This is a genomic window from Mesorhizobium sp. M1307, assembly GCF_040318155.1.
Taxonomy (GTDB): domain Bacteria; phylum Pseudomonadota; class Alphaproteobacteria; order Rhizobiales; family Rhizobiaceae; genus Mesorhizobium.
Genome location: NZ_JAMYLR010000027.1, coordinates 60,967 through 72,661 on the forward strand (window position 1 = coordinate 60,967; position 11,695 = coordinate 72,661).

Genomic DNA, 11,695 nt, shown 5'->3' on the forward strand with positions numbered 1-11,695 from the left:
GCCGCGGCCACGCACCGGTTGAAAACGTTTGTAGTGCCCAAGCTTCCTGGATTACCGCCATCAACGCCTTCTCGGCCATGCCGCCTGCTGGCTGCGAAGCGCTGGAAAAGATCCTGATCGGCGAGGACGTCTCCGAACGGCTCGATGTCACCCCGGCGAAGTTCCGGGTGATCGTCACGCGTCGCCCCAAATATGCCTACAAGGGCTGGGACGGCGTCATCCAGGCAGCCGCGCCCGCCCGCATCATCGAAAGCGGCATTCCGACCGAAGCGCTGCTGGCGCAGATCGCGGTGTCGAAATACTCCGATGGCCTGCCGCTCTACCAGAGCGATCTATGCCCGCGATCAGGTCGAGATCGACCGGTCACAGATGACGCAGTGGATGGGCAAGCTCGGCTTCGAGCTCGAGCCGCTCGCCGATTACGCACTGACCCGCATCAAGCAGGGTGAGCGGGTCTTTGCCGATGAGACCACGCTGCCAACGCTGGCGCCGGGATCTGGCAAGGCCAAGACGGCCTACCTCTGGACCTATGTCCGCGATTATGCGCACGTAAGCGCTGTCCCGGCGGCACCTTTCGCGCGTGGATGTAAGGGACGATGTTCGAGGCCTTTGAGGGGTTCGACATATGAAGATTTCAGAGTTTACGCTTAAGTCCAGGGACGAGGAGCCGGTCCGTCGGCTGGAGATCTTCACTGGTTCGGGTCGGCGGCGTGAGTGGCCGCCGGAGGAGAAGGCCCGGATAGTGGCGGAGAGCTACGAGGCGGGCGAGACGGTTTGTGCTGTGGCACGCCGGTATGGGCTTTCCCCGCAGCAATTGTTCACGTGGCGTCGGGCTGCTCGCCGGCCGATGGGGGAGGCAGCAATATCGGAATCCATGTTCGTGCCGGCGGTGGTGACGGCAGCGCCTCCGAAGCCTGCGGCGAAGCATCGGCCACAGCCAAGAAAGCGGGAGCCGGCTCGAGACGCTGGTGTGATCGAGCTCGAGATCGACGGCATCGCAATGCGGGTGGGTCGTGGGGCGGATTCGAAGACGGTTGCAGCGGTGATCCGTGCGCTGAGGGCAACGTCGTGATCGGGCCAACGGGAGCGGTCAAGGTCATGGTGGCGACGAAGCCGGTCGACTTCCGCAAGGGAGCGGAAGGTCTGGCAGCGCTCGTGCGCGAGGCGATGGGCGCGGATCCATTCTTATGCGTCGGGCGAGATTATGTGGCGGAGCCTTCCTGGTGCCAGCCTAGGCCCGCCGGTCCGGATTTTTCCGCCACATAATATTTAGATGCTGTTCAGCAGTTGCAGAACGGAGTCATTTGGTCGGAAACGCACGCCGTGAGCGCCGGTGACGCCCGCCTTCTCGAGTCCATTGCGCATCATCTCGACATCCGCTGCGGCATAGCGGTGGGTCGTGGCGACCTGTGCGTGCCCGAGCCAGGCTTGGATCGTCAAAAGGTCCACGCCGGACTGGAGAAGCTTCATGGCGAGGGAGTGCCGGAAGATGTGCGGCGATATGGGCTTGTCGGCCAAGGCCGGCCTGGTAGGCACGGCCTCTGTGGCCGCACGCCGCACGATATGGGTCGCTCCGAAACGAGTCAGGCGTTCGTTGCGGGCGCCGACGAATATCGCTCGCGGCTCGTGATGGGCGATCCCGCGCTCGCTCAACAAGGATGTCAGCGCCCGCGCCAGGTCCTTAGCAATGGGGACGACGCGGTCTCTGCGCCCTTTGCCGCGCAGCAGCACTTGTGGGTGCGGCCGTTCCAACTGAAGGTCGTTTGCGTTGACGCCGGTGGCTTCGGAGACCCGGGCGCCGGTCCGTGCCAGAAACAGTAGAAACGTTCGGTCGCGCCGCCCACGGGACGTCCTCTGATCGGGGCCGCAATAAGGGCGTCCACTTCGGCCTTGGTGAGGTGGTGCGTCACCTCAATGTGAGCCCGTTTTATGGGAATCGTCAGCACGCGTTGGGCGACACCGAAGGACGCCGGGTCAGCGGCTGCTACGTGATGGAAGAAGGATCGGATGGCCGCTAGTCGGGCGTTGCGCGTGGCGATGACGTTCTTGCGCTTCTCCTCGAGCTCGTCGAGGAAGGCGAGAACGAGGTCTCGATCGAGGTCTTCGAGTGCCAATGCGGCCGGCTTCTTCGCCAATCGGGTGGCGGCAAAGATGATCAGCATGCGCAAGGCATCGCGATAGCTGGCCACGGTCGCGGGAGTCGCATTGCGTTGTTTGGTCAAGCGCCGGCGAAAGTAGGACTCCAGGAGCGGCGCCAGCAGCAGGTGTTCGCTCATGCTGCACCTCCGTCGAGGAGGGCGCGCTCCGCCGCAATGGCGAGAAGATCTGCCGAACCGGTGAGATAGTAGGCAGTGTCGCTGTAGCTGGCGTGACCGAGATATGTGGCGAGCAACGGGAGCAACGCCTGAACGTCTGCGCGCTGCTGATGCCAGAGGCCGAGACGGGTCACGGCGAACCGGTGCCTGAGATCGTGTGGCCTTAATGGCTTGCCGCCATCGAGACCAGCAAGCTTGCGGGCCTCGGCAAAGCCGTTTTGCAGGCCTGTCGCCGAGAGGCGATTGCCACGAGAGCTGAGGAAAAAGGCCTGGTCCTTGGGCATGGGAAAAGCGGCATCCCGTTCATGGACGTAGCTACGAAGGGCAGCCTGGGTCGTCGTGTGAACTGGAACGAGACGGTCCTTGCGGAACTTCGTCTTCCGAATGAGGAGAATCCCGTTGGCCAGATCAACGTCGGAACGATCAAGTCTGACCACTTCGCCTGATCGCAGCCCCGAGCTCGCCAATAATCCGATCAGCGTGGCCATTGTCCGCCCCTTGAGAAGGATTCCCGGCGAGATGCGGCGGCATGCGTCGATGAGTGATGCCAACTCGGCCTCGCTGAGGATTCGCGGAGGCGGAATCGCTCTGGATCTGGGGAAAGCTCTGCGCTCCAAGGCTTCGGTTCGCGCGTCATAGACGGCGAGATATTCGTAAAACCGGCGCAGCACGCCGTGACGACTGACACGGCTGTTGGCGGCGCCGCTGAACGACAGGGCAAAATCCAGCGCCAAAGTTCGAGTGGCAGGCCCATCGAACTGAGCGCGCTCAATGTACCTCACGAAAGCCCGCAACGTGCCGGCTTGCTTGCTGAAGGCATAGCCGAGGGAGTGGCGTAGCTCGATGTAACACTCGGCCTTCTCGCCGAGGAATCGGGCAAAGGCGGTCATGCCACGCCTCCCGGAAAGGGATGTGCGACCTCGGCAAGTTGCGACGTCGCGACCTTTACGTACAGCGCCGTTGTGTTGATGCTGCGGTGTCCCAGGAGATCGGCGACCTCGTTGATCGGCCTTCGCTGCTTGACGAGCTGGGTGGCAAGACTGTGGCGCAGGAGATGCGCACCTGCGACCTGCCCGAGTTCAACCCCGCCATGTCGCAACCGCTTCCGCACGATCCTCGAAACAGGCGACGCGCATTTGAATGGTGCCACGGGCGGCGTGAAGGACAGGAACAGATACGGACTATCCACCTTCGGTCGAGCGCGCAGGACGTAGTCGGCGAGCGCGGCACCGGCTTCCTCGATGAGCGGGGCCACCCGATCACGCTTGCCCTTGGTGTGCCGGACAAAAACCTCGCCAGTTCGCCAGTGGATATCGTGCAGTTGAAGGGCGCGCAGCTCACCGTTGCGAATGCCCGTGGTGGCGAGCAGCAGCAGGACGGCTCGATCGCGGACGTCAACCGGTGCCGTTGCGCCGATCATATCAATTGCACGCCGAACGTCATCCCATGCAAGGCGCGGCGGCAGATGAGCCAAACGCCAGTGGGGCGTCCTGGGGACGACGCGCGCGAGATCCTGATCGTGGTGGCCGGCCCAATACAAAAACCGAAGAAATGTCCGGATGTGAGAAGTTGCTGCGGTGCGGGTACCGGAGGTCGCCGATAGTGACAGCCGATGTTCGACAGCGGCAAGGACATGCTCAGCCGTCAATGCGTCGAGGTCTTGGCCGGAATGGTGGCGATGGAACCAATCCAGAAAGCGGCGGCTGCCCAGGAGAACGCCTTCGCGAGACTTTGACTCCAGTCCGCACACCCTGCTCAGATAGTCCGAAAAGGAGCTCAGAAGCGGAGCATTCGGATCATTATCTACACTGGGAACAGCAGCAAGGAAGCGTTCTGGAGCCACTCGCCGCGCGTGTCCCAGTGCCGACACTGCTCCAATGCGTGGAGTATCCGTAGTAAGCGTGCACAAATAGCTGTCGACGACATCTTGAGAGATAGGCATCGGACCACAGCGCGTTGCGGCAAACTGGCTAAAGCGCGCAATCCGGCTCAGGTAAATCGTGGCAGACGCTCGCTTATAACCAAGGGTGAAAAAATGCTCCGCGAGGCGATCCATCTCGCCACCGAGTGCACCGCTACGCAGGCGCTTGAGCATCCCACAATAGGAAAAATAGAACTCGAGCATTCTGCCCCTCCGGCGTTGTGGCACAGGGGAATCCCGCGCCATGAGAGAGGCATGAAATATTATGTGGCGGAGGCAAGCTGGGTTTGGCCGGCCCGAAAGGGATCAGGGCGGCTCCGCCACATAATCTCGCCCGACGCATAAGAATGGATCCGAGCCGGCATCGCGCACCAGTGCCAAAAGGCCGTCGGGACCTTTTCTAAAATCGACGGGATGACTGGCGACCAACACCTTCACGCCAGCCGGGATCATGCCTGGCGAACCGCCCGGATAATCCGCACCAGCTGCTCCTCATTGATATCGGCACCGGCGCGAATGACCACGCCACCCAGCTCGATCTCCACCGACGCAGACGCTGTCGGCGTGACCTCGACAAAGCCGAGCCGCTCCGCATCCCTGTGTGGCGTGACCGCACCGCTCTTGATCGCCTTGCTCCGCCAGCCGAACAGCTGGGCCGGCGCCATCCCCGCTTGTCTGGCAATGGCCGATACATTCGCGCCCGGCTTCAGTGTCGCCTCGATCAGCCGCGACTTCGCTGCCGCCGACCAGCGCCGCCGCGGACGCTGCGGGCTTGCCTCCAGTCGGTTGGCAACCGGTTCAAGAACATGGAAACTTCTATCATCAGGCATAGGCGCAGACATAGAAATTGACACTGCAAGCTCCTCGGCTCCTTGCTTCAGTGTCAGTATGTCTCGCTCATCACCTCAAGCCGCGCCAGATGGGGTCAGCTTGGCGCTTACCCTGCTCAGGCTTGACTCACGTTACGGCCCATCGGATTGCTCAACCGCCCAAGGCGGGCCTTCGTCACGAGGCTTCGACCCGGCCAGTTACCCGACCGAGCCGCTCGTCAGCTACGAGACCAATCGACTACTATCTGGGTGGGATGTTCCTTCACTGGCGATACGCGCCATCGGGGCGCACTGCATAAGACGGGCTAAAGATGACGCCGATGTCCCGGACCCGACAAGCGCGCGGACACTTCCAGCGGGGACGCGGGCAGCTTCCCTCTCGTTAAGCGCGCGCAACTTCATTCCGCGAGTGGCATGCCGATTGCGTTGATTAGGAGGCAGATGCAACATGGAGATAGAACTATGAAACTCGCTTCCGGGTACAAGGCTTTTTGGGATGCCGCCCACGAGAATTACCCCGATCAGATGAAGCCCGACGGACTTCTTGATCAGGCGTGGCGCAAGTTCATCCCTGACTGGCTGGGAATGTTTGACACCATTAACAATGTCCTGAATGCTGATGATTCTGCCCGCTTTGCAAGGCCATCCGATCGAACATGGATGTCATCTATCTTCCCATGGAGTGCTGACAAGCGCACAAAAGTTGGAGCCTTAGCCAGAACTTATAAAGGGCTGATACTTCTCAAGACTCCTTTCGATCTCGCTCTGTATCCAAGGCTAATTTGGGAACTTCAGCCGAGGACAATTATAGAGCTCGGCTCATATCAAGGCGGCAGCGGACTGTGGTTTGCTGACAATATGTCGGTGCTATGTGATGACCCAGGTGAAGTGCACTCATTTGATTTGTATACCAAGTGCATCCATGATAACGCAAAAAAGCATCCACTGCTTACCTTTCATCAAATCGATCTTTCTGATGCCGCCAACTTCAATGAAAAGTTGCTGATGGGGCTACCTCATCCTTGGCTTGTGATCGACGACGCGCATGTGAAAATATTTGATGTATTTTCTTACCTGAACAAATATATGGAATCCGGCGACTACTATGTGATTGAAGATAATCCTTTCCAAGTAAATATGGAGATTATTCATGGATTTCAGATGATAGAGGAGTCGGATTACTTAATTGATACTTATTACACCGATGCGTTCGGGATTAATGTCACTTGTGCTCCAAATGCATGGCTTCGAAAATCATAACCTTGGCTAATAGAGCCTGGTTGGGCTCGCAACGCAGGCGGGCCAGTTCGGTCGGGAGTTGCGAGGCCCGTCGATGTGCGATCCACGGGAATAGCGCCGTCGAGACGTCATGTTCCGAGGCCTGAGATCGGTGGCCCGCCTCTTCGTGCGATTAAGAGACGAGGGTTGCTCGGATGGGCCGAGCCGATCCTCACGCACGAAGGACGAGCCATGGGAGAGTGTAGCGAAGCATTTGTCGCGTTTGATGTAGCCAAGAAAAAGCATGCGGTGGCTATCGCCGAGGGCGACCGCACGGGCGAAGTCGGTTTCGCCGTCATAGCGGTCTCGACCCAAACCCGCCGTGGGGCAGTGAAAAGATAGTATAACAGATCACTCGATCCCGATCGCGGCCCGTTTCCGGAACCGGTTCTGTCCCCGCCGGGACGGTGGTTGTGGTGACCTCGTTGAATCAGCTGACGTCGACTTCGAACTTCATTGCCCACGTTGAGGCGCCTGACCCGAACATAATCATGAGGCATTCGACCTCGGAAAGGACCATGACCCCGGCGATGACAGAGCGAAACTCGAATTGACAACCACCCGCAATTAAAGGGCCGATTCACACGCTGCCGGTTTGCGTGATTGCCATCCTCATAGCCGGCGGCGATCATCTTCATGCGAAAGCCGATCATATCGGCGTTTCGACGGCGGCACGCTGTTTACCAACAGCGACGTTCTGGCTGTGGCGCGGGTGGAAAAGCGGCTGTGTGTCGCCGAGCGTCTGGCGCGCTGCATCGACGCTCCGCGCTGCCCGGACCAAGCCGTCGGGCGACGACAGACTTCCTGCGTCAGGCATTGTCGAACCGAAGCTGAAAGCCCTATTCAAAAGTTCAATATTTTCACAAGTATTTAGCAAAACTTTACGACTACAAGTGTTTACCAACTTCCGGATGGGGTGATAAAAATATCCTTTGTATTTCCGGTTTTCCATTTAAACCGGTTGGAAATATTAGCTTGGAACAAAATATCGATAGAATGCAATGAAGATGTATACAGAGTTAGAAAAGCACTTCCAGAATAAAATGAACGTCCGCCAGCCAAAAAACCATTCTGGTCTTTGCCGAAGCGCTTGCAAAGGGTACCACAAGGCCGTCTGAGATGTGCAAAGGCGCGCCATCATTTCAGCTTGTCAGCACGATTTTTGGTCGTTTGCGAAAGAGGAGGGAACTAGCGATGTGCGAACTTTGATCAGTAAGTAGGCCACCGAAAATACTCTAGGCCTCACCGCTCCGGCTGGGCAATCACTACCATGACGTATTCCAAGAAGGTGGTAATCGTTACCGGCGCCACGTCGGGGATAGGGGAGGCCGTCGTACAGGCCTTCGCCTCGACAGAGGCGTCAATCGTATTGGTCGGCCGCGATAAAGAGCGAGGCCAACGAGCCCTAGAGTCGGTTCAGAAACTCAATTGTCCGGCCGAATTGATGCTCGGCGATGTGACCGACTCGGCCTTCGCGGACCATGTGATTAATTTCACCGTAGAACGGTTCGGGAAGGTCACCGTATTGGTCAACAGCGCAGGGGTCATACGGCGTGGAAGCGCCCTTGAGACAACTGACGATGATTGGCATCATACATTCCAAGCTAATGTCAATGGTGTGTTCTATTTTAGCCGCGCCGCGGTGAAGGCTATGAGAAGGACAGGCGGCGGCAGCATTATCAATATAGCCTCGAGTGTGGCTTTGGTTGGTTGTCCGGGGCTGGCTGCCTATTGTGCGTCGAAAGGCGCGGTCGTTCTGCTAACGCGAGCCATGGCCCTTGATCACGCCAAAGAGCAAATCAGTATCAATGCCGTCTGCCCTGGCGCCGTAGACACGCCCATGCTCGTGTCGGCCCATGATAAGCCAGTTAGCGTCGACGAGGTCCTTCAAAGGAATGTTGATGCGATACCCCAGGGTCGCGTGGCTACTCCGCAAGAAATCGCAAGCTTGACGCTGTACCTCGCGAGCGAGGAGGCTAGGCACATCACAGGGGTTGCGCTTCCGATAGATGGCGGGGTCACGGCAGGATAGGAGGAGTTGTTGGGTAATCGGCTATCAGGCAAAGTTGCCGTCGTCACCGGTGGCAATCGAGGCATAGGGCGGGCCATTGCTGAGAGGCTCGCTGATGAGGAGGCGATGGTTGCAGTCGGCGATTTGCTCGGCGGGCCCTCCCCCTCTTTAAGCAGCGTCGAGAGGCTCACGTTTAAGTCTCTGGACGTCACAAAGGAGGCATCGGTTCGTGAATTCATTGACGAGGTTCTTCAGCAGTTTGGCAGTATCGATGTGCTGGTTAATAATGCTGGTATCATCCTCCATAAGTCCATCGACGAGCAGACAGTCGAGGATTGGGATCGCCTAATGGCGGTCAATCTCCGTGGGCCGTTTCTAATGGCCAAGTATGTGGCTCCAGAAATGAGACGAGCCGGCTCGGGCACAATAGTTAATATTGGATCGGTCGAGGGCTTCATGGTCAACCCGTGGCATACAGCCTACGCCGCTGCGAAGGCCGGCGTCCACGGTCTTACACTGGGATTGGCAGTTGACCTCGGACCCGATGGTGTCCGCTGCAATACCGTTTGCCCCGGCTGGATCGAGACTGACCTGAACCGCGCCTACGTCGAGCTCCACCCGGACCGAAGCTTGGTCGAGCGGGAACTGGCGCAAGTACACCCGGTGGGAAGGATCGGATCCCCAAACGAGATAGCAAATGCGGTCCTTTGGTTGGCTAGCGACGAATCGAGTTTCGTTAGCGGTGAAATGATCGCTGTAGATGGCGCCCGAACCAAGAAAATATCCTTGCCGTCCATCTTGGACGAGGAATACCGGGCAAGCTTACAAAGGCTTAGTACCCGGTCCAAACCTGCGCTCTGACGACTTCCCCGTACTGTCGCTATGGTTGCTAGGCCCGGGGTGGCCCGTCAATCCGATGTGCAACAGTACGAGGGTTAAGCCGGCTGGCCGGCGCAGAGCATCACGCATAGGAGACGGCCATATGGAACATACCGGACTTGTCGGTTTGGAATTCACAAGCAACGGATTTCGGTCGCGGTACCGGAGAGCGGACGCTTGGCTCGGTGGAATATCTCTGCCAATGACGCTGATGCCATTAGCAAGCTGTGGGATCGTCTCAGGCGGTCCGGCAAGGCGGAGCTGTTGGCCGCCTGGCGTCGAAGGTGTCGTCAATGTCAGCACGATCCGCTTCGGCACCTGTCGGCACGAGGCGCGATAGAGGTCGACCATCGCCCGCCCCATAGCGGCCAGATCGCGCACGCCGGGCAGTTCTCCAGCCGGCGCATCATGTTTTGCGAGGCCAGATCCCGACCCGACGGCAGCCTAATCCTGGGTCATCTTGAAGACCGGATCGCAGCGCAGCCGGTTGGCATCGTTGCCATCCTCGTAGCCGGCGGCGATCATCTTCATGCAAAAGTCGATCATATCGGCCAAGCTGTGGCCGGTCTAGTCCGGACAGCGGGCATTGTCGATGCAGCGCGCCAGACGCTCGGCGACCCGCAGCCGCTTTTCCACCCGGGCCACAGGCAGAACGTCGCTGCTCGAGGATAGCAACCCCCGTCGAAACGGGCGACGACAGACGTGCAGCCAACAGATAATAAACCCGCCAGCGGCAGCGTAGGATCTTTTACGGCGGGTGTGGTCTCCGGGACATGACGCCATCGTGCGGGCCCATCAGCACGCCGCCGGAGCACGCAATGCCAAAGGGGAGCGGATGCCCAGGGCTTGGGCCGGTCTCGCAAGGCCTGAGCACCAGGGATCCACGCCGCAACCGAAGCACTCGGCCTTCCCATCTGCTTGATCGGCTCGCCCGGACATCGCAACGCCATCGCCTTTGCCTTTGATCTGATCGACGGTATCGATGCCGATCCCGCCACAACGCCGACCATCTAGCCGCTCCGATCGCCGAAGCTGTTGAGGTCGTCATCCCGCCGAAGCGCAACCGCAAGCTCCAGCGCCCTTACGACGTCGATCTCTACAAGAGCGCAACCGCATCGAGCGCTTCTCTAACAAGCTCAAGCAGTTCAGGCGCGTCGCAACGCGATACGACAAGCTCCTCGCCAGCTTCATGGGCCTCGTGCCGCAATCCAATATGGCTCAGATCGTTTAATCGTCACTAGGTCCTAACGCTACCCACAGGTCAGGTGGTGTCGGATGATGCCGCAGCTGATCTCTACCTCTCTGGCCATTGAATATGATAGCCACTTTCTAGAATTGTGAAAACGAGCGGACAAAGATTGAAACAAAAGTAAACGGACCTTAAAGTTACAGAATACATTCTTAATCTGATCTGACTTGCCGATGTATAATGCCAAATGGTATCCTTCAGAAATAGAGACCCTTTAAATCTCACCGACTGACTTGTGAAGGGAAATCGTATGTGTACTGTCGAGACTGGAGGAAACGCGACGCGCGCCACTCATTTCCACGATGAATCGGATTTATCGGTAACGGTAGCGTTGTGGCGACCGACAGCCAAGCTCTTGGATGCCGGCTACCAGGTGAACAAGACATCAATCCCGTGGCCCGCGAACGACTTGCTCGAAAAAGACACCCGGCGACAAGAGTCATCGCGATCCGACCGGCGATTACGGCATTTGCCGTCACTTATCTGCCACTGCCATTCAACTTGTTCGACAAATTAGTAGGCGGGTAGGGCGCCTTGGCCGGAATGCGCCGGGACGGCGCTCAAGTTGACACCTCTCACTGACGAAGGTCGAAATCGCCCGTCTGGCGGCATCGGTTGGCGTGCATTTCACTGAAAGCGCCCGCGACAGCTAGGCTCAGCGTACGGAACAAACAGCTCATGGCTGAGCCGTGGCCATTGCGCTCCAACGATCTCTTTACCGCATCACTCATGGAGGAATTATGATGGACACTCTCGATCAGCAGGCGGCACTGGAGCAAGCCGCACGAAAGCGCATCAAGGCTTCCCATGCCCTCGATGGCGACGCCGGTCGCTTGGCCCACTTTTATCGCGGATGGGCCGGCTCTTATGATCTGGATGTGGGTCGCGATGGGTACTGCGGGCCGATGATCGTGGCGGAACTGGCGGGCGCCGTGCAGACGGCCTATTTGGCCGGGCAGCGAGCAGCCATCGCAATCCTGGACGCTGGCTGCGGAACGGGCCTGGTCGGCGTGGAACTGGAACGCCTAGGATTCCGGTTGATCGACGGGATTGACCTTTCCAAGGAGATGGCTGAAAAGGCCCGGCAAACCCGCGCCTACCGCCATGTCCGAGGCGATGTCGACCTCAACGGGCCGCTCTCTGACCACTCCAGCGCGAGCTATGACATCACGGTCTGCTGCGGCGTCTTCACGCTCGGGCATGTCCGGCCGG

At 58.9% G+C, this 11,695-nt stretch carries 9 protein-coding genes and 6 pseudogenes; 9 read left to right on the forward strand and 6 right to left on the reverse strand.

The genetic code is table 11. The features are described 5' to 3' along the window. Positions 1–104: 104 nt before the first annotated feature. From NKH16_RS24185 to tnpB, 3 genes and pseudogenes are all read left to right on the forward strand, one after another. A pseudogene (locus tag NKH16_RS24185) lies at positions 105–540 on the forward strand (IS66 family transposase); the annotation flags it as partial. A gap of 85 nt (positions 541–625) precedes the next feature. Next, positions 626–1,072, forward strand: coding sequence for an IS66-like element accessory protein TnpA (gene tnpA, locus NKH16_RS24190; protein ID WP_352902152.1), 447 nt, complete (start codon positions 626–628; stop codon positions 1,070–1,072). 26 nt (positions 1,073–1,098) lie between these two features. Then, positions 1,099–1,185 (forward strand): annotated as a pseudogene (gene tnpB, locus NKH16_RS24195) (IS66 family insertion sequence element accessory protein TnpB); the annotation flags it as partial. 84 nt (positions 1,186–1,269) lie between these two features. Here tnpB and NKH16_RS24200 read toward each other — a convergent pair. The 5 genes and pseudogenes from NKH16_RS24200 to NKH16_RS24220 all read right to left on the reverse strand — a co-directional run bounded on the left by NKH16_RS24200 (position 1,270) and on the right by NKH16_RS24220 (position 5,066). Next, complete coding sequence (locus NKH16_RS24200; RefSeq protein ID WP_352902182.1) at positions 1,270–1,818, reverse strand: tyrosine-type recombinase/integrase; 549 nt, start codon at positions 1,816–1,818, stop codon at positions 1,270–1,272. 230 nt (positions 1,819–2,048) lie between these two features. Further along, positions 2,049–2,276, reverse strand: a pseudogene (locus NKH16_RS24205) (tyrosine-type recombinase/integrase); the annotation flags it as partial. Continuing rightward, positions 2,273–3,205 carry a tyrosine-type recombinase/integrase gene (locus NKH16_RS24210; RefSeq protein WP_352902155.1) on the reverse strand — a complete coding sequence of 311 codons (933 nt, stop codon included), beginning with the start codon at positions 3,203–3,205 and terminating at the stop codon, positions 2,273–2,275. The gene NKH16_RS24210 and the pseudogene NKH16_RS24205, both read right to left, overlap by 4 nt. Then, a complete protein-coding gene (locus NKH16_RS24215) occupies positions 3,202–4,440 on the reverse strand; it encodes a site-specific integrase (protein ID WP_352902157.1) in 1,239 nt (412 codons plus the stop codon). The genes NKH16_RS24210 and NKH16_RS24215 overlap by 4 nt, the downstream gene beginning before the upstream one ends. 245 nt (positions 4,441–4,685) lie before the next feature. Next, positions 4,686–5,066: a transposase gene (locus tag NKH16_RS24220; RefSeq protein ID WP_352902159.1), complete on the reverse strand. Its 381-nt coding sequence runs from the start codon at positions 5,064–5,066 to the stop codon at positions 4,686–4,688. Between the two features lie 462 nt (positions 5,067–5,528). On the opposite strand from NKH16_RS24220, the gene NKH16_RS24225 reads away from it, so the two are divergent. From NKH16_RS24225 to NKH16_RS24235, 3 genes are all read left to right on the forward strand, one after another. Next, positions 5,529–6,326 (forward strand): CmcI family methyltransferase, encoded by a 798-nt coding sequence (locus NKH16_RS24225; RefSeq protein ID WP_352902161.1) that lies wholly within the window; start codon positions 5,529–5,531, stop codon positions 6,324–6,326. A 1,288-nt stretch (positions 6,327–7,614) separates the two neighbouring features. Beyond that, on the forward strand, positions 7,615–8,376 hold the full coding sequence (locus tag NKH16_RS24230; RefSeq protein WP_352902164.1) for an SDR family NAD(P)-dependent oxidoreductase: 762 nt from the start codon (positions 7,615–7,617) through the stop codon (positions 8,374–8,376). A gap of 9 nt (positions 8,377–8,385) precedes the next feature. Further along, the gene (locus NKH16_RS24235) at positions 8,386–9,216 is read left to right on the forward strand and encodes an SDR family NAD(P)-dependent oxidoreductase (RefSeq protein ID WP_352902167.1); all 831 of its coding nucleotides are present in this window, start codon (positions 8,386–8,388) and stop codon (positions 9,214–9,216) included. A gap of 270 nt (positions 9,217–9,486) precedes the next feature. Here the strand turns inward: NKH16_RS24235 and NKH16_RS24240 are convergent. Beyond that, positions 9,487–9,971, reverse strand: a pseudogene (locus tag NKH16_RS24240) (transposase); the annotation flags it as partial. Positions 9,972–10,012: 41 nt separating this feature from the next. Here NKH16_RS24240 and NKH16_RS35085 point away from each other — a divergent pair. The 3 genes and pseudogenes from NKH16_RS35085 to NKH16_RS24250 form a co-directional block, all read left to right on the forward strand. Then, a pseudogene (locus NKH16_RS35085) lies at positions 10,013–10,225 on the forward strand (IS5/IS1182 family transposase); the annotation flags it as partial. Between the two features lie 46 nt (positions 10,226–10,271). Beyond that, positions 10,272–10,465, forward strand: a pseudogene (locus tag NKH16_RS35090) (IS5/IS1182 family transposase); the annotation flags it as partial. Positions 10,466–11,223: 758 nt separating this feature from the next. Further along, positions 11,224–11,695: class I SAM-dependent DNA methyltransferase (locus tag NKH16_RS24250; RefSeq protein ID WP_352902170.1), on the forward strand; the 472-nt coding region annotated here is incomplete at its 3' end.